Source organism: Nisaea sediminum (genome assembly GCF_014904705.1).
Classification (GTDB): Bacteria; Pseudomonadota; Alphaproteobacteria; order Thalassobaculales; family Thalassobaculaceae; genus Nisaea; species Nisaea sediminum.
Genome location: NZ_JACZCQ010000009.1, coordinates 147,768 through 169,513, shown reverse-complemented (window position 1 = coordinate 169,513; position 21,746 = coordinate 147,768). Strand labels below are relative to the sequence as shown.

The following is a 21,746-nucleotide window of genomic DNA, read 5'->3' as shown; positions in this document are numbered from 1 at the left end:
GCTGCCTCGGCTGCGCATTGATGAGAAGGAATAGCCATGAACACCGCAGTTTCTCTGCCAGAGTTCATCACCGTTTCCAACTGCGAGGGAATCGCCACGATCACGCTGGATCGCCCCGACAAGCGCAATGCGATCAACGATCAGATGCGTGCGGAATTGATTGCGGCTTTTACAGACGCGGATGCTGACACGGAGGTCCGCGGGATCATCCTGACCGGCGCAGGCAAGAGCTTTTGCTCGGGCGGCGATATAGCTGGGATGCGGGCGCGACTTGAGGCGCCCTCTGGCGAGGTGGCCTTCAACGGCTGGAAAAGGCAGAAGAGCACGCACCGCGGCGTGGCCGCCATCCACGGGGTCACCAAACCTGTGATCGCGGCGATCAACGGCGATGCATATGGCCTTGGGCTCGACATGGCGCTGGCCTGCGATTTCATCATCGCTGCCGAAGGCTCCGAGATGTCGATGAGCTTTATCAAGCGGGGCCTCGTGTCAGATGGTGGCGGCATGTATTTCCTGCCTCGCCGCGTCGGCTTGCCCAAAGCCAAGGAACTGATCTTTTCGGCCAAGGTCATGGCAACTGCGGAAGCGCTGGCTATCGGCTTGATCGACCGAGTTGCTGCCCCCGGCGCGCTGCTGGACGAGGCGCATGCGTGGGCGAAGGAGCTGACCGTGGGTTCCGCCACGGCAATCGCCCTGACCAAGGAAATCATCGACAAGACCTTCGAGCGGTCGGATGAGGAGATCTTCGCGCTTGGCCGCAAGGCGCAGGCGGTCTGCTACACGACGGCGGAACACCGAAAAGCGGTCGAAGATTTTCTCAACAAGCTGTCGAAATAAGGTTTTCCGCGATGTCCAAGATGCGCGCCATTCTGAACCCGGCCTGCGTTGCTGTCGTCGGGGCCTCGAACGATCCGGCAAAGCTGACCGGGCGACCGATTGCCTTCCTGCAAAAGCATGGGTACGCGGGCGCGATTTATCCGGTCAACCCGCGCTATGAAGAGATTGCCGGGCTGAGAAGTTATGCCAACGTCGCGGACCTACCGGAAGCGCCGGATCTGGGCCTCGTGCTTGTGGGTGCGCATCGAGTTGTCGAGGCAGTGCGCGATCTGGCAGCGCGCGGGACCAAAGCGGCGATTGTCCTTGCTTCAGGTTTCGGCGAGGCGGGAGCGGACGGCCGCGAGCGGCAGGAGCAATTGCGTGAAGCGGCAGGAGGCATGCGCATTCTCGGGCCTAATACCATTGGCGCCGTGAACCTGACCGAGGGGATTCCGCTGACCGCGTCAGGAGCGATGGAAGTCGAGGACCTGCCGGCCGGCAAGATCGCTCTTCTGTCGCAATCGGGAGGCATCCTCGGTTCGCTGTTGTCGCGGGCCGTTGCACGAGGCATCGGCTTTTCCAAGCTGGTGGCCACGGGCAACGAGGCCGATCTGGAAGTCTCGGATTTTCTTGAGGCGCTGGCTGAGGATGACGAGACGAAAGTGGTCGCGCTTTATCTGGAAACCATCCGCGACGTACGCAAGTTCCGCTCGGCGGCCACAAAGGCGACCGCAGCCGGTAAGTCCATCGTTGCCTACAAGGTCGGGCGCTCGGAATCCGGCGCGCGCTCTGCGGTGTCGCACACCGGCGCGCTGGCCGGAGCCGACGAGGTTTATGATGCGCTATTCAAGCAGCTTGGCATCATCCGCGCCCGGACCTTTGCCGACCTGTTGGACATTCCGGCGGCGCTGGCACAAGGCCGTGCGATGACAAGCAATCGTGTGGCCATCGTGACCTCGACCGGCGGTGCCGCCACTGTGGTGGCGGACAATGTCGGTCTATTGGGCCTGGAAGTACCCGCACCCGACACGGAGACCGCCGGCAAGCTGATCGAGCTGGAACTGAAGGAGGCAGAGCTTGACCGGAACCCGATTGACGTGACGCTGGCCGGGCTGCGTCCCGACCTCTTCCGCGCGGTCCTGCGGATATTGGTCGAAAGCCCCAGCTATGACGCGATTGTCGTGGTTGTCGGGTCGTCGTCGATTGCCCAACCCGATTTGGTCGCTCAGCCGGTTCTTGAAACGCTGGCACTGACCGACAAACCCATTTTGGCTTACGTCAGTCCGGATGCGCCCGGCATCATCCGCCAGCTCAATGCCAGGGGGATTCCGGCTTTTGCCGCGCCCGAAAGCTGTGCTTCGGCCTTGCACTCTCTGGCAGCGCCGAGGGATGGGCGAAATGAAAGCGCCTCGAATGCGAAGAATATTGATTGCAGCGATGTTCCTGCCGGAACGCTCAACGAGGCGGACGCTAAGAAGGTATTTGCCCGCTTCGGCATATCGGTGACGCGCGAAGTCACGGCAGAGACACCGGACGCGGCGGCGAAAGCCGCAGGCGATTTCGGCGGCCGTGTGGCAATCAAGATTCTGTCGAACGAGATTCTGCACAAGTCCGAGATGGGCGGTGTCGTGTTGAACGTCGATCCGGCAGACGTAGGTCGTGAATGCGCGGCCATGATGGCCCGCGTGCGGGCGGCGACATCGGCAAAGATTGACGGCTTTCTCGTGCAGGAAATGGTCACGGGCGGGGTCGAGCTGATCCTCGGATACAATCGCGATCCTCAACTGGGAGCCTATGTCCTGCTGGGGGCGGGCGGCGTGACGACCGAGTTGTATAACGACGTGGCGATCCGTCTTTTGCCGCTGGACCGTGCCAGCGCAAGGGACATGATCGACGAGATAAAGGCAGGCGCTCTGCTTCGGGGATTCCGCGGCAAACCCAAGGCCGACATCGAGGCTCTGATCGACGCCATGATCGCATTTTCGGCCATGGCGGAGACTCTCGATAGTCGCCTTAGTGAAGCCGAGATCAACCCGGTTTTCGTTCTGCCGGAAGGACAGGGAGCGTGGGCCGGCGACAGCCTGATCGTGCTCGACTGACCCGACATGCGCCCATTGCTGCGGAGGTGGATGGCAGCTCCGCCAGAGCCTTATTGTGCCGAGGACCAGGGATATGACGGACGTTTACATATGCGACTACATTCGCACGCCGATCGGCCGCTATGGCGGTGCGCTGTCTTCGGTGCGCGCTGACGATTTGGGGGCAATTCCGTTGCGGGCGCTGGTCGAGCGAAATCCACGGCTGAATTTGGCCGCCGTCGATGAGGTCATCTTCGGTTGCGCCAATCAGGCAGGCGAAGATAACCGTAACGTAGCCCGGATGTCGCTGCTGCTGGCAGGCTTCCCGGACAGCGTGCCCGGCACGACGATCAATCGGCTCTGCGGGTCAGGCATGGATGCTGTGATCACGGCGTCGCGCGCGATCAAGGCCGGAGAAGCCGAAGTGATTATCGCGGGCGGCGTCGAGTCCATGTCCCGCGCTCCCTTCGTGATGCCCAAGGCGACGACGGCCTTCGGCCGCGGCAACGAAATCCACGACACGACGATCGGCTGGCGCTTCGTCAACCCGCTGATGAAGGCTCAGTACGGCGTCGACAGCATGCCGGAAACGGCGGAGAACGTGGCCGAGGATTTTGGCGTCAGCCGCGCCGATCAGGATGCGTTCGCTCTACGATCGCAGCACAAGGCTGCTGCGGCGATGGAGAGTGGGCGACTGGCGCAGGAAATTACCGCTGTCAGCATCCCCCAGCGCAAGGGCGATCCGGTCGTGGTGACGATGGATGAACACCCACGCCCGTCGACAAGGCTCGAGGATCTGCAGAACCTCAAGACCTTCGTAAAAGCTGACGGCAGTGTGACGGCGGGCAATTCCTCGGGAGTCAATGACGGCGCGGCGGCGTTGGTTCTGGCGACGATGGAAGCCGCCGAGAAAAACGGGCTGACTCCGATTGCCAGGGTTCTGGGCGGTGCAGCCGCCGGCGTCGCTCCGCGCATCATGGGTTTTGGCCCGGCGCCCGCATCTAAGAAGATGATGGCAAGGCTTGGCCTTGTGCAACAGGACTTCGCGGTCATCGAACTGAACGAAGCCTTTGCCTCTCAAGGTCTGGCGACCCTGCGTGATCTGGGAATTCCTGATGACGATGCTCGCGTAAACCGCAATGGCGGCGCCATCGCATTGGGTCACCCTCTCGGCATGTCGGGTGCGCGGATCACAGGTACGGCGATGTTGGATTTGAAACCGGGTGAGAAATCGCTGTCGACCATGTGCATCGGCGTCGGCCAGGGGATCGCCATAGCGTTGGAACGGCTCTAGCTTTCCATCATTGGCCTTGTATTAATAAAGGGCGTGTTTTCGATTTATGAATGTAGTGATCAGAGTATCGCCCATGGGTGACTCTGTCGCCCCCCTCGTTTCAATTCGATCTGATTCCGTCGTGAGGGGATTGCAAACAGCAAGACCGAAAAAATGATGCACCCGGTTCCTCCCCTTAATCCGCTGCGCACTTTCGAAGTTGCAGCACGTCTGTGCAGTCTGACGCTGGCTGCGGAGGAGTTGAACGTCAGTCAGGTCGCGGTCAGCCGTCAGGTCAAGACGCTGGAGGATTATCTGGGGGTGGCCCTGTTCCGGCGCTTGCATCGCGGCGTGGAACTTACCGATGAGGGGCGTCAGCTGTACGAAGGAATATCCCACGCTTTCCAGGATATCGCCACGGCCGCGCGACGTGTGTCCCGTCGCGGGCGGCGCGACATCCTAGCCATACAATCCTATACGACATTCTCGCAGCGTTGGCTCATCCCGCGCCTGACAAATTTTCACGATACGCACCCACGCATTGAGGTGCGCCTGAGTTCCTCGATCGCGCCTGTCGATTTCGAAAGCCAGAATCTGGATGCCGCGATCAGAGCCGGGAAAGGCGATTGGCCGAACCTGCATTCCGAGAAGTTGGTCGACGTCGAACTCATCCCGGTCTGCACTCCCGAATATCAGCGACAGCACAAGCTAATCGAACCGGACGAACTCGGGCGTGTGCGCCTGCTGCACTCAATGGCGCGCCCGACGGACTGGACCGCATGGATCAAACGAGTCGGCGCGGAGGTTGACCCGGAGCCTGGTATTCGCTTCGAAAATTCGGCGCTGGCCTATGAAGCGGCGTCCATGGATAGCGGGGTCGCACTGGCCGTGAAGATTTTCGTCAAACGACAATTGCAGAGCGGCAGTCTGGTTGCGCCATTCGGCGACCTGACCTGTTACAGTGGCGAAGGATATTTTTTGACATGGCCCAAGAATTCGGAACCGTCACGCACCTTGATCAAGTTCCTCGATTGGATGCGCGACCGCATCAAGGTCGAGAGTTATGAACGCGGAGCAGACGCCGTCGAATAGGTGAGCGGTCTCGTATCGGACCTCCGGATGTTGATCGGAATGGAACGCGCTCCACGCCGATCCGATCTTTGAGTGCGGCAAAGAATGCCTGAGCGGGTAGGTCGTCCCGGATGATGCCCGACTGCTCAGCGTCCGACGAATGCTTTCAATGTCCGCTTTGGGTCCAACCGGCCGATTTAGCCAACTTGCTCTTCCTGTGCCATGTCGCGCATGGTGTAAGGGATGTCTCCGGTGCCATAGCCGGATTCGCGGCGACCGGCATCCAGTCGGTCCGGAAAGCGGTGGGATCATTGATCATCACCGCCGAAGCATCGAGCCGGTCGGCGGCTTGCATCGCGACATCGACATCCTGCGCGAAAATACTGGCCTGAAAGGCAGTCGGCAGCGCGTTCGCCTGTCGGATCGCATCCTGTAGAGCGCGATAGCGATAAACCGCAACAACAGGGCCGTCTTCAATCACACCGTATGCTGAGGGGATGCACCCCTTATGCAGATCCTCTCGCACCAGCCGGCAATCGGACCGTGATCGTCGTGCCGACCCCGAGTTCGCTCTCGATATCCATGCGCCCGCCGTAGAGTTCAACGAACTTCTTCGAGAGCGCCAGCCCGATACCCTTGCCGTGCGGATTGTGGGTCTTGCCGTTTTCAAGCTGATTGAACGGCTCGAGGGCTTTCGGGATATCCGCTTCGGACATTCCGATCCCGGTGTCGGAGACACTGATCTCGATGGCGTCGCCCCCATTCCGTTTCGCCGTCAGCTCGATCCTTCCACCCTGCAGCGTGTAGTGAATGGCATTGTTGAGCAGATTGATCAGGACCTGACGCAACTTCAGAGGATCGATCCGGACCGGCGGAAGATTTTCCTCGCCGCGGATCAGGCGCAGCTCGATCCCCCGCGTCTTGGCAAAGGGCGCGAGCATGTCCCGGCAAAACACCATGATCTCGCTCACATCCACCGGCTCGCTATGGGCTCCAGCCTGCAGGGAGTCGCCCTTTACGAGAGTGAGCATCTCGTCGATCAGATTGGAAAGATGCTTCCCGCTCTCCGCGACGAGCGACGCATACTCCTTGTATTTCGAGGTCCCGACCGGTCCGACGGCCTCGCTCGCGATAACCTCGGCGAACCCGATGATGCTGTTAAGCGGCGTTCTCAGTTCGTGACCCAGCTTGTTGAAGGTCTCCTGCTTGAATTCCTTCTCCAGTTCGGTCTCGCGCTGCGCGAATTCCAGATTGGCGAGCAGATGCTCCTTTTCCGCCGCCAGCGCGAGCCGTTCTTCGGCCGAGCGCCCGATCTCGCGTCCCCAGACCAGCACGACAGTGAGATAGACAAGGCCCATGAGGGCGATCACCTGCCCTCCCGGCTTATCGATGAACATAATTCCCGTGATCAACCCGATCCCGGCCGGCAAGACATAGACCCTGAAGATTCTCTGGCTGCCCGTAAGTGTGAAGGTGGCCCCCGCCAGCATCCCGCAGACCCCGACAGAGACGATCCCGAGAACCTCGATCGGCATCGGGAAACGCGCGACCGCGAGGCCGGTCAGAGACCAGACGAGACCCTGCGCCGCCGCACAGAGGAACATCCGGCGCTCCCAGAGGGGCGCCTCCGAAGGTTCCGGGTCTGACCGGCGAAATCTGTCGACCAGGTACACGCGGTAGAGAGAAAACCCTCCCGTGAGGAGCACCCATCCGAGGAGATAGATGGATGGAACATGATCCCTGGCGGCAAAAGAAATCAGCGCCGCGATCGCGACGTTGGCAAGCGCCGGAAGATTCGAACTGAAGAGCGGTTCAATGCGCTGAAACATCAGATCGGCCGCTGCATCGTAGACAGCAGGTCTCTCGATCCGATGCGGAGAAGACTGCTTCATCGATCCTTCCGTCCTGCTGTTTCGCGCCTAAAACCCAACGGGAGTAAGCCTTCCCGGTCCTCAGGAGTCGAGGCAATACGACATCTTCAGTTGCAGCATGCGTCAGCCGTGTCTGATTTCTCACAATTTTCCAATGCCAAAAGCATCCGGCATACATGCTGGCGCGCTTAACGTAATCAAACGGTTAAGAAAGGCGTAAATGTCTGAAAATTCTGTTGATTGCACCCGGCATACGAGCGCAGCCGGAGATGTAGCGGTCGACGGAGGCGCAGGCCTGATCCACGGCTATCTGAGGGCGATGAAATATTGCGCCGAGTCAGAGCGCCGTAAAGGCGCCTGGCACGATGCCGCCTGTTCCTGACCCGCGCCCTGTTCTCCCCCCGCCCTTCGATCTAGGATCGAGGGATCGCGAGACGGCCGGGGGCGGACCAAGGTTGGAAAAGGCACTGACGCTGCGTCAGATCGAAGTAATCAGGGCGATAATGGTCAGCGGCTCGATCGCCGGCGCCGCACGCCTGCTTAATGTGGCGCAGCCCGGCGTCAGCAGGACCATCAAGCATTTGGATTCGGTGCTCGGCATCAAGCTGTTCACGCGTCAGGGCGGGCGCTTCACCCCAACGCCAGAAGCGCGCGACGTCTTCGCCCAGCTGCAGGAAGTCCACAAGAAGCTCGACGATCTTCAATTCTCGATCAACCAGCTTGGGCGCGGGCAGGACGTCGAACTCTCGATCGGTTCGGTTCCCAGCATCGCCCATGTGATGGTGCCTCGAGCTGCCGCCCGCCTGAAGGGCCGCTTCCCGGACATCAAACTGAATATCGAGGTGCTGAAGATTGAGGAAGCCATCGACTTCCTTATGCTTGGACGGGGTGAACTGGTCTGCATGAGCTACAAGTTCGACCATCCCTCCATCGAGTTCCTGCCGCTCGCACGCGGCAGCCTCGTCTGTATCGTCGGCGCGAATGACCCGCAGGCGAAGAGAAAATCGATCACGCCGGAAGAGATCTCGAAGCGCCCGCTGATCGGTATCGATCCGAACGACCCCTACGGCGGCATCATGGCGCGCATATTCGAGGAGCGCGGTCTCTCATACGACATCGCAATCCGCGCGCGCTTCGGGACGACCGTCGTTCAGTTGGTGAAGCAGGGCATGGGAATGGCGGTGATCGACCGCTTCACGATTGGCGACGAACTCGACATGGACGGACGCGTCGCGGTCCTGCCGATCGAGGCGGACACCTCTTTCGAGACCTATGTCGCAGTTCGCAAGGACCTTGAATTCTCCGGCTTTGCCGAGCAGTTCGTAATCGAGTTACGTGAGGAGATGGCGGGAGACGCAACGGAGCATTTCCTCGCCAAACCATAACATTCTGTTATGTAATCCGTATGTTTTGGTATTTGAGTTAATTTAGCTGATTTGCCATCTTTTTGCGAAGCTGTCTCAAACTTGTCGACGGCTCTCGATTACTCGGCGCGTGTTCGCGGCGCCAGTTCAAAGAAACCGGCGGGAAAATCCGCCCATGGGAGGAAGTTATGATCCGAACGCTTTTTGGAGCGGTGACCGCTCTCGCCCTCTTCACCGGCGCGGCCGCACAGGCCGATTATCCCGAACGTGAAGTGCTCGGCGTCGTCATGTGGGGCGCCGGCGGCGCCACGGACACCGTTGCCCGCGCCGTCAACCCGGCCGCCGAGGAGGCTCTCGGCAAGCCGATCGTCGTGCTGAACAAGTCCGGCGGTGCCGGCGCCATCTCGACCGCTTTCGTGAACGCCGCCCCGGCCGACGGCTACACGTTTCTTTACGGTGCGGAAAACCCGCAGCTGCATCCTGTCATGGGGGTCTCGAAGCTCGACTATTCCAGCTTCTATCCGGTGAACATTCTTGGACGCGGCGTCGCTGTCGTCGTGGTCCCGGCGGACTCCAAGTACAAGTCGATGGCGGACCTTCTGGCGGACATCAAGGCCAATCCCGGAGCGGTCAAGATGGGATCGACCGGTCCCGGCGGACTGCCGAGCACGGTCGGCGCGCTGATCAAGAACTCCGCGCCGTTCGACGTCACCGCCATTCCGTTCGGCGGTGAAGGCCCCGGCCTCACGGCCATGCTCGGCGGCGAGGTCGATTTCATGCCCTCCGGCATTTCCGCCGCGGCCGAACAGATCAAGGCCGGCAAGATGCGCGCGCTCGCGGTGGTGAACCCGACCGCAGTCGACACGCTTCCGGGCGTACCGCCGATCACCGACGCCATCCCCGACATGAAGAAGTTCCTTCCCTGGGGCCCCTTCTACGGCGTCTTCGTGCGCGGTGACGTGCCGGACGACGTCAAGGCGACCATGGTCGCAGCGTTCAAGAAGGCGGCGACCAGCGAAGCTTTCACGACCCTGATGGCGAACCGCGGCAACGTGGTGATGAACATCTCCGGCGACGAGGCCGTGACCTTCCTGAAGAAATGGCAGCAGGTGACCGCCTGGGCCCTTCAGGATACCGGCGCCGCCAAGGTGAACCCGGAAACCATCGGTATCCCGCGTCCGTAAGGAAGCGGTCGCCCGGCCCTGCCGCGGGGCCGGGCACCCCTGCGCGGTGAAAAGAGACCGATGACCTCGATCCCCACCCGGCGTCCCGGCGAGCTTGTCTTCGCCATTGCCCTGCTCGCCTTCAGCCTTGTGGCCCTCTGGCAGGCGCACGACATTTCCGGTTTTTCCAGCCTCACCTCGGCCGGTGTCTTTCCGATGCTCGCCTCCGGCGCGATGATACTGGCGGCGCTCTTCAATCTCGTCGCTTGCCTCGCCAAGCCCCGGGCGGACGGAGGCCGCGCCAAGGCGTTTCCGCGGTTTTTCCACGAGGTCCTGCCGCTACGGCATGTCGCGCTGCTCGGTCTGATCCTGCTCTATCTCATGGCGATGCCGTGGCTCGGCTTTATCGCCAGCTCGGGGCTTTTCCTCTTCGCCGCGTTTTTCCTGCTCTGGCGCAAAGGGCCGGTCCCGACCGCCCTGCTGGCCGCGTTCTCGCTCGGAGCTATCTACGTTGTCTTCCGCCTCGTGTTCCAGGTCGTACTGCCGCAGGGCTCCCTGTTGAGAGGGCTGTTCTGAGATGACGGAAACCCTCTCCTTCCTCGCCACGTCCTGGTTCGATCCCTGGCTCCTGTTCCTGACTGCGGCCGGAACGTTCGCCGGCATCTATGTCGGCGCGATCCCCGGCCTTTCGGTCACCATGGCGACCTCGATCCTGATCTCTTTCACCTTCAAATGGGAGGTGAACGACGCCCTCGCGCTGATCGCCGGCATCTTCGTCGGTGGCGTCTATGGCGGCTCCCGTACCGCGATACTGCTGAACATCCCGGGCGCGCCGAGCGCCATCGCCACCGCCCTCGAGGGCTATCCGATGGCCAAACGCGGCGAGGCCGGCGAGGCGATCGGGCTGACCACCGTGATGTCCGTCTTCGGCGGCTTTGTCGGGATCATCGCGCTCGCCCTCTTCGCCCCGGCGATCTCGAGCTTCGCGCTCAAGTTCCAGTCTCGCGACTATCTCCTTCTCGGACTGATCGGCATCCTGCTCGTCGGCACCCTCTCCGGCGAGAGCTTCGCCAAGGGCGTCTTCGCCGGCGCCCTCGGTGTGCTGATCGGCATGGTCGGGCTCGATCCGATGACCGCGGAAGGACGCTTCACCTTCGGCTCGATCACGCTGATGGGCGGCATTCCCTATGTCGCCGCGATGATCGGCTTCTTCGGCGTCGCCGAGGCGCTGGTACAGCTGCACGGCCTCGACCGGGCGGCGGTCAAACAGAAGATCGACCGGATCATTCCGCACCTGTCAGATGTGAAACGCTACTTCGCGCTTGCGATCCGCGCATCGGGGATCGGCACCATCATCGGTGCCCTGCCCGGCACCGGCGGAGACATCGCGGCCTTGCTCGCCTACGATCACGCCAAGCGCTCGACCAAGAATCCGGAAGTGCCGTTCGGCCAGGGAAACAAGGAAGGGCTGGTTGCCCCCGAAGCGGCCAACAACGCTGCGGTCGGCGGAGCCTTCATACCGATGCTGACCCTTGGCATCCCGGGCGACGCCGTGACGGCGGTCATCATCGGCGCCCTCTTCATTCACGGCCTGAAACCCGGCCCGCTATTGCTGACCGACACACCGCATCTGTTCTGGTTCACAGTCGGCAATCTGGCGCTGGCCAATGTCTTCCTTCTGATCTTCGGCCTGACCGGCATCAAGATCTTCACCAAGATCGTCGAATGCCCGAAAGCGATCCTGATCCCGCTGATCATCGTCCTTTCAGCGGTCGGAACCTACGCCATCCAGAACGACCCGGCCCACATCTATTGGATGCTCGGCTTCGGCGTGGTTGGCTACTTCATGAAGACCTACGGCTTCCAGGTCGGACCGGTCATTCTCGGGGTCATTCTCGGGCCGATGATGGACGAGAACTACCGAAGGGCCATGATCGGTGCCCGCGAAGATGTCGGAACCTTCTTCTGGGATCTGGTTTCGAACCCGATCACGGCCGTGCTGACCATATCCTTCCTGCTGATGCTCGCCTCGCAGACCCCGCTCTGGCGCTGGGCACGGAGCCTCTTGGCACGGAAAAGCTAGTCTGAACGCCCTCGACAACGGAGGCACGACGAAGATGAAGACATCCATCGCCACGGTCTCGATCTCGGGAGATTTCGAGGAAAAGCTGGCAGCCATCGCCGCCGCCGGATTCGACGGGATCGAGATCTTCGAGAACGATTTCCTCGCTTTCGACGGCTCGCCGCGCGAGGCCGGACAGTTGGTCCGCGACAGCGGCCTCGAGATCACCCTCTTCCAGCCGTTCCGCGACTTCGAGGGGATGCCCGAGCCGCAGCGCAGCCGCACCTTCGACCGGGCCGAGCGCAAGTTCGACCTGATGGGAGAACTCGGTGCGGACCTCGTGCTGATCTGCTCCAACATCTCCCCGCTCTCGCTCGGCGGGATCGACCGGGCGGCGGCGGATTTCGCCGAACTCGGCGAGCGCGCGGCGAAGCGCGGGATCCGCATCGGCTACGAAGCGCTGGCCTGGGGCCGCCATGTCAGCGACCACAGGGACGCTTGGGAGATCGTGCGTCGGGCCGACCATCCGAATGTCGGCCTGATCCTCGATTCCTTCCACACGCTCGGAAAGGGCCTCAGCCCGGAATCGATCCGTTCGATCCCCGGCGACCGGATCTTCTTCGTACAGCTCGCCGACGCGCCGAAAGTGGACATGGACCTGTTCCATTGGAGCCGCCATTACCGGAACATGCCCGGCGAAGGCGATCTCGACGTGACCGGCTTCATGCGTGCGGTCTGCGCGACCGGATATGACGGCGTGGTCTCGCTGGAGATCTTCAACGACCAGTTCCGCGGCGGCTCGCCCCGCACCATCGCCGTCGACGGCCATCGCTCCCTGCTCTACCTGATGGACCAGGTGAAACGCGCCGAGCCGGGCATCGCGATCCAGGTCCCGGACATGCCGGCCCGGGTCAAGGCATCAGGCATCGAGTTCATTGAGTTCGCAGCCGATGAGGGCGAGGCCGAGGATCTCGCTGCGATGCTCCGGCGCCTCGGTTTCCGGCGCGCCGGGCGGCATATCGCGAAGGACGTGATGCTCTGGCGCCAGGGCGGAATCAATATCGTCATCAATACCGAGCGCGAGGGCTTCGCCCATTCCTCCTATCTCGTGCACGGCACGACGGTCTGCGATATCGGCCTCAAGGTCGAGGATGCGGGCGCGACCGTGGAGAGGGCGAAGGCACTCGGAGCAACGCCGTTCGAGCAGCCGGTCGGCCCCGGCGAGCTGAAGATCCCCGCGATCCGCGGGGTCGGCGGCGGCCTCATTCATTTCCTCGACGGCAAGAGCGATCTCGCCCGTGTCTGGGAGATCGAGTTCAAGCCGGAAGTGGATGAAGCAGCGGCTGGTGACGTCGGGCTCACCGCGATCGACCACATAGCCCAGACGATGAACTACGAGGAGATGCTGACCTGGCTGCTCTTCTACACCTCGATCTTCGAAACCCGTAAGACGCCTATGGTCGATGTCGTCGATCCTGCCGGTCTCGTCCGCAGCCAGGCCATCGAGAATGCGGAGGGTTCGCTTCGCATCACCCTCAACGGCGCCGAGAACAGCCGGACGCTGGCCGGGCACTTCATTTCAGAGAGCTTTGGCTCGGCCGTGCAGCACATCGCCTTCCGCACGGATGACATTTTCGAGACCGCAGAGAGCCTGCGAAAAACCGGCTTCGTGCCGCTCGCCATTTCGCCGAACTATTATGACGATCTGGAAGCCCGCTTCGGTCTCGCCCCGGACCTGCTCGACCGTCTGAAAAAGGCGAACATCCTCTACGACCGGGACGATCGGGGAGAGTATTTCCAGCTCTACAGCCCGAATTACGGCGACGGTTTCTTCTTCGAGATCGTCGAACGGCGAAACGGCTGTGCGGGATATGGCGCCGCAAACGCGCAGTTCCGGATCACGGCCCAGAAGCGGGCCTTGAGCACTGGCGTGACCGCCGCATCCGTGTAAGCCGGACGAGGTCCGGCCGACCCCCATGCATTTCCACATAGCGAGTTTTCGCCGCTGATCGGGTGACGGCACCATGCCTCCGCGCTTGACATCGCGCAAATTATGCGACTGATTCTGCAAACAACTCTCATTTGCAATAGCGGCACCCGATGCCGCAACGGGCGCGGGGCCATGCAGTCAGAAATATCCGTGGAAATCGGAAATGCCGGGGTTTGGCTGGAAGACCATGTCCGTCATCTTGCGACGCATGATCTCCATCCTGTTGCGCGGCACCGGGACCGGGCCGTCTTCGAGACCTCGTACGGAAAGATCCGACTCGCCGCTGACGCGGACCGGCTCAGTGTTCGGATCGACTCCCCGGACGAGGACGGCCTGACCGTGCTGCAGGGCTCCGTTTCGGAATATCTGATCGCCCACGACCCGGCCCTGGCGAAAGGCATCGTCTGGAGCGGAACGGCACCGGCGCCGGGGCGGCCGAAGAACCTGCGGGAAATGACGATCGTCCGCACGAGGGCGCTCTGCGATTGGCTGCTGCGCATGACCCTCAAAGGAAAGGACCTCACGCCGTTCACCGAGCGTGGATTGCATGTCCGCCTCATGCTGCCGCGGGATCCGGCACGCCCCGAGATCGTCTGGCCGACAATCGAGACCTCCGGCGCCATCCGGTTTCCGGCCGGAAAGGACGAACTGACCGTCCGCGTTTACACGGTCCGCGAGATTTCCCCAGAGCGGGGCGAGGTCGAGATCGACATCGTGCGCCATGCCGGCGGCCTCTTCTCGGACTGGGCCGAGTCTGCGCGGCCGGGCGACCGGATCGGCATGATTGGACCGGGTGGCGGCCATTTCCCGGCCGGCGGATGGCTTGCGATCGGCGGAGACGACACCGCCGTTCCCGCGATCATGCGGATCCTCGAAGCCCGATCCGGCACCGATGGAGGTCATGCAATCATCGGATTGCGGCCGCATCAGGACCCCCTCGCTGTCTCCCTGCCGGACGGGTTCACCCTCGACTGGGTCCCGATTGACGATCTGCCCGCCGCGCTGAAAGCGGCGACGGCGGCGCGTGGCGCGGACCAGACCGGCTGGTTTGCCGGCGAGGCAGAACAGGCGAAAGAGATTCGCGAACATTTCAAAACCGCGCTCGGCCTCGCGCCGGAGCGCAGGTACAGCGCCGTCTACTGGCGGCGCGACGAAACCGCCAAATCCCAATGAATGTCATTGCGTAGAGTGAGTTATTCCATGAACAAGCTGCTTCTGCTCGCGTTGACCGCCACGACGGCCCTGACGGCTGCGACGGCACTGGCGCAGGACAAGCCCAACGCCGGTGCGTCGGCGACGCTCGACAAGATCACCGTGACGTCGGCGACCCGGACCGAAACCCCGGTCGAGGAAACAACGGTCTCCGTCACCGTCGTCACCCGCGAAGAAATCGAGGAACAGAGTTCCGTCAACACACCGGTCGGCCAGATCCTCGCCAAGACGGTTCCCGGCTTCGGCCAGGCGACGGAAAACCTGACGGAATACGGCCAGACCCTGCGCGGACGTAACTTTCTCACCCTGATCGATGGCGTGCCGCAGACCAATACCCTGAACAACAACTACCGCGCGCTGAACAGCATCAGCTCGAGCGCGATCGAAAGGATCGAAGTGGTACGCGGCGCGACCGCCGCCTACGGCTTCGGCGCACCGGGCGGCCTCGTCAACATCATCACCAGGAAACCGGAGGACGGTGAGGTCAATTACACCGCCGCCGCCGGTTTCCGTTTCCAGCCGGAAGATGTCGGCGAGTCCGCGAGCTACACGACCAATCTCGGCGCATCGGGCCGCACCGGTCACATCGACTATCTACTGAACGGGAACTTCGACAAGGCCGGCAGCAGCTTCACCGCCGACGGAGAACGCCGCCCGCCGGACAGCTACGGCACCCAGGGCGGCACCGACGACATCACCTCCTACAACTTCCTCGGCAAGCTCGGAGTCGAGCGCGAGGATCACCGGCTCGAATTCAGCGCCAACTACTACGACTACACCCAGGACAGCGACTGGGCCGGCCTGGTCGGCGGCGGCAGCGTCACGAACAACACCAGCGCGACACCATCCCGGGGCAACCTCAACACCAGGAAGCCCGGGATCGAAAATCTCACGCTGAACGCGACCTACAGCAATATCGACGTGCTGGGCAGCGCGGTCAGCCTGCAGGGCTATTACAACAACAACACCACGACCTTCACCCGGACCGAGTTCCTGAACACCGTCTATAACCAGTACGAGACCGAATCCTCGAAATTCGGCTCCCGGCTGACCATCGACACGCCGATCGAAGCCTCCCCGCTACCGCTGAACCTGATCTGGGGCGTCGACTACATCCACGACAAAACCGTGGTAAACGACATCGACGCACCCTCGACGGTGCCCGACTACACGATGAACGGCTACGCGCCCTTCGCGCAGCTCCAGGCCGACCTGACCTCCGATCTCAAGATCACCGGCGGCGTCCGCTACGAGATCATCGACGTTGATATCCCGACCCACGTCAATGAACTCGGCAACAATGTGAACGGCGGCACGGTCGATTACCGCGAGCCGCTGTTCAACATCAGCGCGTCTTATCAGCTGCTCGACGGTCTCGGCGTGTTCGGCGGCTATTCGGAAGGCTTCCAGCTCGGAGATCTGGGGCGCTATCTCTACGACTCGAACTTCACCGACGTCTCCCAGCTCTCCTCCGAAGGCCAGAAGACCAAAAGCTACGAGCTCGGCTTCCGCATCGAGCATGCCGGCTTCATGGTCCAGCCGACCGTGTTCTACAACGAGTCCAACAACGGCGTGACCTACGACCGGAACCTGAACATCCAGCTCGCGCCGGAGAAGGTCTACGGCGTCGAGGTGGCGGCGTCCTACGCGCTGCATGAGAAAGTCGATATCGGCGGCACCTTCACCTGGCTCGAAGGCCGCTACGACGCCAACGGCGACGGCGGTTACGATACCGACCTCGGCTCCGACCGAATCGCGCCGGCCAAGATCACGACCTATGTCGAGGCGCGTCCCTGGGACTTCGGCTCGCTGCGCCTGCAGACGCTCTATTCCGGCACCCGCAACCCGGACAGCGACCAGTTCTCCGGCCTGCAGACCATCGACAACTATTTCCTCGTCGACCTGCTCGGCCGCTTCCAGGTCGGCCCCGGCACCCTCAGCTTCGGGATCGAGAACATCTTCAACGAGAGCTACGTGCCGGTGCTGCAGCAGTCCTACTCGGTGCAGTCCTACGCCTATGACGACTACTACTACGTCAAGGGACCGGGGCGGACGGTCGCGCTGGCCTACAGCGTCAAGTTCTGAGCAAAAACGGCATACGAGACGGGCGCGGAGCACCGATACAATGTTCAGGATCAGCGACCTCACGGTCACTTACGGGGGACGGACCGTCCTCGATCTCGAACGGCTTCACATCGCTCCGGGCCGGTTCACCGTCATCCTCGGACAGAATGGCTCCGGCAAGTCCACCCTAATGAAAATCCTGGCGCGCCAACAGCGTGCCGGGAGCGGGCAGGTCCTTCTCGAGGACAAGCCGATTGAGCAGTACGGACAGTCGGAGTTCGCCCGCACGGTCGCCTATCTGTCACAGAACCTTCCGGAGGCCCCCGGGCTCGACACCCGGGCGCTCTGCACCCTCGGGCGCTACCCCTGGCGCGGCCCTTTCGCCCGCTGGCGACGGGAGGACGACCAAATCGTTCAGAAATGCCTGAGGGCAATGAATGTCGAGCATTTCGCCGATACGCTCGTCGACCATCTTTCCGGCGGCGAGCGACAGCGCGGGTGGATCGCCATGGCGCTGGCGCAGGACGCGAGCTGCGTCCTGCTCGACGAGCCGGTCTCCGCGCTCGATACCGCTCACCAGGTGGAGGTCGTCAGTCATCTCGCCCGGCAGAACGCGGAAACCGGGATCGGCGTGGTCGCCATCCTGCACGACATCAATCTCGCCGCACGCTATGCCGACGACATCGTGGCCCTGAAGCAGGGTCGCCTCGCCTTTCGAGGATCGCCGGAAGAGCTGCTTGACGGCTCCCTTCTGCGCGAATTGTTCGGCCATCCCTTTTCCATTACGCGGCATCCGCGCGACGACCGTCTCGTTGCGCTCAGCGACTGACAGGACACTTTCATGCGCCCCCTCGCACGACGCGCTTTCCTCGGAAGCCTGCTGGCCTCCGCCGGCGCCACTGCCCTCCCGGCAACCCTCCTCGCCCGTAGCGCAAGAACGATCACGGACTCGCGCGGCTCGCGCGCCTTCTCCTCCGTCCCTGAGCGGGTCGTCTCGCTGAACTGGGCGCTCACCGAACAGCTCATCGAGCTGGGGGTCACACCAGCCGGCGTCGCCGATCCGGAAGGTTACGCCCAATGGGTCGCGTACCCGCCGATCCCGAAGGCTTCCGTCGATGTCGGCAAACGCGAAACCCCGAACCTCGAACGCATCCTCGGTCTGCAGCCGGACCTGCTGCTGTTGGGCGGCCAGCAGGCAAACTATGCCGACCATGCGGAAGCCATTGCGCCGACCCTGCATTTCGAACTTTTCAGCGAGGACCACGACAACGAAGCGGCGGTCCGCGCCAACTTCCTCGAGCTCGGCACGCTCTTCGACCGCCGGGGCCTGGCGGAGAGGAAACTGGCGGAAATGGATGCGAAGCTCGAGCGGCTGAAGCGTGACATCGCCGACACCTTTCCGGACGGCGCGCCTAAACTCACCATCGTGCGCTTCATCGACGACAAACGCGTGGTAATTTCCGGCACCAACGGACTGCCGGAAGCGGCGATGAACGCGCTCGGTCTGGAGACCGGGTATCCGATCGAGAATTCCCGCTGGGGCATCGCCTTCAAGCCGGTCACCGCGCTGGCGGAAATCGAGGACGACTACGTGATGCATATGGAACCCTTCCCGAAGGGCGATCAGCTGTTTGACACCGCGCTCTGGCGGGAGATGCCCTTCGTGAAGGCGGGACGGTTCCGCACCCTGCCGACACTCTGGACCTATGGCGGGGCGCTCTCGATCGGCCGCATCGCCCAGCAGATCACGAAAGCCCTGCTGGCCGGCGAGAACTGATGCGGCCGTATCTCGTCGTCCTGGCCTTGCTGGTCGGGGGATCCTCTCTGCATCTCGCCGCCGGTTATCCTGCCGGACTGACAGCCGCCACGATGCTGGATGGCAGCGGCCTGCCCGGCATCCTGTTCTGGAGCTCCGAGCTGCCCCGCATCGCAATGGCGCTCCTCGTCGGCGCCGCGCTCGGTCTTGCCGGCAGCACCATGCAGGAGATCACCCGCAACCCGCTCGGCTCGCCCTCGACCCTCGGCACCATCGCCGGCGCCTGGCTTGCCCTGATGGTCGCGACCGTGTTCTGGCCCGATTTCGCGGCCCGTTACGGTGTCTGGATTTGCCTCTTGGGCGGTCTCGGGGTGACGGCGCTGGTCCTCACCGTATCCGGGCTCGCGCGGATGGATGGGATCGTCGTCATCGTCGTGGGCATGGCGACCAACCTGTTTCTCGGCGGTGCGGCCCTGATCCTTGCGCTGCTCAACGGCGATACCATACAGGCAGTGTTCGTATGGTCCGCCGGGGACCTGACGCAGACCGGTTGGGCCGACGCGCGATGGTTGGCGCCGCAGATCGCCGCCGGGGCTATCCTCCTGCTCGCCCTCGCCCGACCACTCTCCATCATGCGGCTGGGCCAGGACGCCGCCAAGGCCCGCGGCCTCGCCGTGCTGCCGCTGGTGATCGCCCTGCTCGGCCTTGCGGTCTGGCTGACCGCCGCCTCGATCGCGGTAGTCGGCGCCATCGGCTTCATCGGCCTGATAGCGCCAAACGTGATCCGCCTGCTCGGCGTCCGGGCGGTCGTGCCCTCACTGTTGCTCGGCGCCCTCGTCGGCGCAGCGAGCCTCGCTCTGACCGATGCCATCCCGGTCGCCCTGAACGACTGGTCGCGCACCCTGATCCCAAGCGGGTCCAGCGCGGCGCTGATCGGGGCGCCGGTTTTGATCCTGGTCGCCTTCAGGCAACTCAGGCCGGAAGCAGCGGGCGGTTTCCACATGGCATGGGGGCTGGAGCGCTCCCCGCGCCTGCTCATTCCGGCGCTTTGCGCAGCCGCGCTCGCTGCCGTCGCCCTCGCCATCGGCTTTGGCGCCTCGCCCGACGGCCCCGTCTGGATCGGAGACCAGTCGGAACGGATCCGCGGGATGATCCTCGCCTTGCGCTGGCCGAGCGTGGTCGCGGCTGCCGGAGCGGGCGCCCTGCTCGCCACCATCGGTGTCATCCTGCAGCGGCTGCTGCGCAATCCGCTCGCCAGTCCCGACGTGCTCGGCGTCACTGCGGGCGCGACATTCGTCGCGGTCGGTGGGGTCGTGTTTTTCGGACTTCCGGCCACCCAGATCGCGATCCCGAGCGCTGCGCTCGGCGCTTTCGCGGTGCTGATCCTTTTGTCCTTCCTCTGGCAGCGGAGCGAAACCCCGCCGGCGATCCTGATCCTGACCGGCATCGCCCTCGCGGCCCTGCTCGACGCGATGATCCAGTTCGCAATGGCACGGGCCGGCGAGGAAGCCTACGACTTGCTGGCATGGAAGACCGGGGCGACCTCCCTGGTCTCGGCCCATGGCGCCGCAACGCTGTGCGCGACCGCCATCGCCATCTTCGGCCTCACATTTGCGCTACGGCGCTGGCTGACCTTGCTTTCCCTCGGAGCGGGCATGGCGGCGGCGCGGGGCGTCGGCGTGATCCCCGCCCGGCGCATTCTGCTGGCGCTCGTCGCGACGGGAGCCGGCAGCGTTGTCGCCTGGGTCGGCCCGATCTCCTTCATCGGCCTTCTGGCGCCGCACGCGGCGACCATGCTCGGGGCGCGGCGGGCGGGCCAGCAGCTCGTCGCCGCCACTGCACTCGGCACGATCCTTCTGGTGGCCGCCGAGGTTACAGGCCGGTTCGTCGCCTATCCGAACCAGCTTCCGGCAGGCATCGTCGCCGCGCTGATCGGCGGCGGCTATCTGTTCGCTCTGCTCCTGATTTCCATCATCCGGCGGCGCGGCCTCTGACGCAGCACTCTGATCAGTCCGCCGCCTCCGGTTGCGGAACCGGTCGCATGGTGCCGATCTGCGCCTCGAAAGCCCGCAGACGCTTGTAGACCGAGATCAGCTCGACGATCGTGCCCCAGCTCCGGACCAAGAACTGGAACGAGGACTCGACCCGGCCGAAGGCGCGGACGATCTGCTGCATGACACCGAGGGTGATGCCCGCCGCGACGATGGTCGGCGCCAGGGCGATATAGGGCACCAGGACGCCGAACTGCAGATAGCTCCACTTCGCGACGTCGAAATACATGTAGTGGAAGAACAGCCGGAAATAGTTCCGCCGCACGTTCTGGAAAAGCTCGCGGACCGTCGGCGGGTCGGCGCGCTCCTCATGATCCTCGCCATAGACCAGTTCCTTGCGGTAGGCGGCTTCGACCTTCTGGTTGTTGAATTCGAGGCCCGGCAACTTCACCCCGACCGCCGCCAGAACCGCGGTGCCGAAGAGCGCGAAGAGAATGGCGACATAGACCAGCGCGTGCTCGACTTCACCGAAGAAGGGCACCACCTTGATCTGCTTCGAGAGGCCCCAGAGGATCGGCAGGAACGCGACCAGCGTCATCAAAGAGTCGAGCAGGCTGCTGCCGAGGGTCTCCATGATTGTGGCAAAGCGGCGGGTATCTTCCTGGACGCGCTGGCTTGCGCCCTCGATGTGGCGCAGATGCTGCCAATTGCTCATGTAGAAATTGTTCATCGCCTGACGCCATCGGAACACCCAATGCTTGGTGAAGAATCCGAGCATCACGGCGACAAAGATATAAATGCCCGCGATCTGCCCGAATGTGAGCAGAAATCTGTAGAACTCTCCGATTGTGATGCTGTTCGGCTCGGCCAGCGCCTTCTGCACCATGTCGTAGAAGCCGCCGAACCACTCGTTGATCTGCACGTCCAGCTGAACCTGATACCAGGTGCCGCCAAAAATGATCGCCATGCCAACCCACGCCCAGATCGCCCATTCGCGGGTCAGAAAAAAGGATCGAAACATCTGGTTATCCGTTC

Annotated in this window: 18 protein-coding genes; 15 read left to right on the top strand and 3 right to left on the bottom strand. The window is 62.9% G+C overall.

What is annotated here, in order from left to right; translation table 11 throughout:
• Positions 1–36 precede the first annotated feature (36 nt).
• From IG122_RS18775 to gcvA, 4 genes are all read left to right on the top strand, one after another.
• Positions 37–837, top strand: a complete 801-nt coding sequence (locus IG122_RS18775; protein ID WP_193187368.1) for an enoyl-CoA hydratase/isomerase family protein — start codon at positions 37–39, stop codon at positions 835–837.
• Between the two features lie 11 nt (positions 838–848).
• A complete protein-coding gene (locus tag IG122_RS18770) occupies positions 849–2,915 on the top strand; it encodes an acetate--CoA ligase family protein (protein WP_193187366.1) in 2,067 nt (688 codons plus the stop codon).
• A 73-nt stretch (positions 2,916–2,988) separates the two neighbouring features.
• Positions 2,989–4,188: a 3-oxoadipyl-CoA thiolase gene (pcaF, locus tag IG122_RS18765; RefSeq protein WP_193187363.1), complete on the top strand. Its 1,200-nt coding sequence runs from the start codon at positions 2,989–2,991 to the stop codon at positions 4,186–4,188.
• A 153-nt stretch (positions 4,189–4,341) separates the two neighbouring features.
• Positions 4,342–5,259, top strand: a complete 918-nt coding sequence (gcvA, locus tag IG122_RS18760) for a transcriptional regulator GcvA (RefSeq protein WP_193187361.1) — start codon at positions 4,342–4,344, stop codon at positions 5,257–5,259.
• 145 nt (positions 5,260–5,404) lie between these two features.
• On the opposite strand, the gene IG122_RS24150 is transcribed toward gcvA, so the two are convergent.
• Together IG122_RS24150 and IG122_RS18750 are read right to left on the bottom strand one after the other, a co-directional pair.
• The gene (locus tag IG122_RS24150; RefSeq protein ID WP_319024931.1) at positions 5,405–5,719 is read right to left on the bottom strand and encodes an aldehyde dehydrogenase family protein; all 315 of its coding nucleotides are present in this window, start codon (positions 5,717–5,719) and stop codon (positions 5,405–5,407) included.
• 25 nt (positions 5,720–5,744) lie between these two features.
• Positions 5,745–7,130: a sensor histidine kinase gene (locus IG122_RS18750; protein WP_193187359.1), complete on the bottom strand. Its 1,386-nt coding sequence runs from the start codon at positions 7,128–7,130 to the stop codon at positions 5,745–5,747.
• Between the two features lie 199 nt (positions 7,131–7,329).
• Here IG122_RS18750 and IG122_RS18745 point away from each other — a divergent pair, with 199 nt between their 5' ends.
• From IG122_RS18745 to fhuB, 11 genes are all read left to right on the top strand, one after another.
• Positions 7,330–7,491: a hypothetical protein gene (locus tag IG122_RS18745; protein ID WP_193187357.1), complete on the top strand. Its 162-nt coding sequence runs from the start codon at positions 7,330–7,332 to the stop codon at positions 7,489–7,491.
• Between the two features lie 73 nt (positions 7,492–7,564).
• Positions 7,565–8,494 carry a LysR family transcriptional regulator gene (locus tag IG122_RS18740; RefSeq protein WP_226893736.1) on the top strand — a complete coding sequence of 310 codons (930 nt, stop codon included), beginning with the start codon at positions 7,565–7,567 and terminating at the stop codon, positions 8,492–8,494.
• Between the two features lie 167 nt (positions 8,495–8,661).
• Positions 8,662–9,657: a Bug family tripartite tricarboxylate transporter substrate binding protein gene (locus tag IG122_RS18735; protein ID WP_193187353.1), complete on the top strand. Its 996-nt coding sequence runs from the start codon at positions 8,662–8,664 to the stop codon at positions 9,655–9,657.
• A gap of 60 nt (positions 9,658–9,717) precedes the next feature.
• The gene (locus IG122_RS18730; RefSeq protein ID WP_193187351.1) at positions 9,718–10,212 is read left to right on the top strand and encodes a tripartite tricarboxylate transporter TctB family protein; all 495 of its coding nucleotides are present in this window, start codon (positions 9,718–9,720) and stop codon (positions 10,210–10,212) included.
• A 1-nt stretch (position 10,213) separates the two neighbouring features.
• Positions 10,214–11,719 (top strand): tripartite tricarboxylate transporter permease, encoded by a 1,506-nt coding sequence (locus tag IG122_RS18725; protein WP_193187349.1) that lies wholly within the window; start codon positions 10,214–10,216, stop codon positions 11,717–11,719.
• A gap of 34 nt (positions 11,720–11,753) precedes the next feature.
• Positions 11,754–13,649, top strand: a complete 1,896-nt coding sequence (locus IG122_RS18720; RefSeq protein WP_193187347.1) for a bifunctional sugar phosphate isomerase/epimerase/4-hydroxyphenylpyruvate dioxygenase family protein — start codon at positions 11,754–11,756, stop codon at positions 13,647–13,649.
• 171 nt (positions 13,650–13,820) lie between these two features.
• Entirely contained in the window at positions 13,821–14,861 is a 1,041-nt protein-coding gene (locus tag IG122_RS18715; protein WP_193187345.1) for a siderophore-interacting protein, read from the top strand.
• A gap of 27 nt (positions 14,862–14,888) precedes the next feature.
• A complete protein-coding gene (locus IG122_RS18710; protein ID WP_193187342.1) occupies positions 14,889–16,985 on the top strand; it encodes a TonB-dependent receptor in 2,097 nt (698 codons plus the stop codon).
• A gap of 40 nt (positions 16,986–17,025) precedes the next feature.
• A complete protein-coding gene (locus IG122_RS18705) occupies positions 17,026–17,793 on the top strand; it encodes an ABC transporter ATP-binding protein (protein ID WP_193187340.1) in 768 nt (255 codons plus the stop codon).
• Between the two features lie 12 nt (positions 17,794–17,805).
• On the top strand, positions 17,806–18,741 hold the full coding sequence (locus IG122_RS18700) for an ABC transporter substrate-binding protein (protein ID WP_193187336.1): 936 nt from the start codon (positions 17,806–17,808) through the stop codon (positions 18,739–18,741).
• A complete protein-coding gene (gene fhuB / locus IG122_RS18695) occupies positions 18,741–20,714 on the top strand; it encodes a Fe(3+)-hydroxamate ABC transporter permease FhuB (protein WP_193187333.1) in 1,974 nt (657 codons plus the stop codon). The genes IG122_RS18700 and fhuB overlap by 1 nt, the downstream gene beginning before the upstream one ends.
• A gap of 13 nt (positions 20,715–20,727) precedes the next feature.
• On the opposite strand, the gene sbmA is transcribed toward fhuB, so the two are convergent.
• Complete coding sequence (gene sbmA / locus IG122_RS18690; RefSeq protein ID WP_193187328.1) at positions 20,728–21,732, bottom strand: peptide antibiotic transporter SbmA; 1,005 nt, start codon at positions 21,730–21,732, stop codon at positions 20,728–20,730.
• Positions 21,733–21,746: the final 14 nt, after the last annotated feature.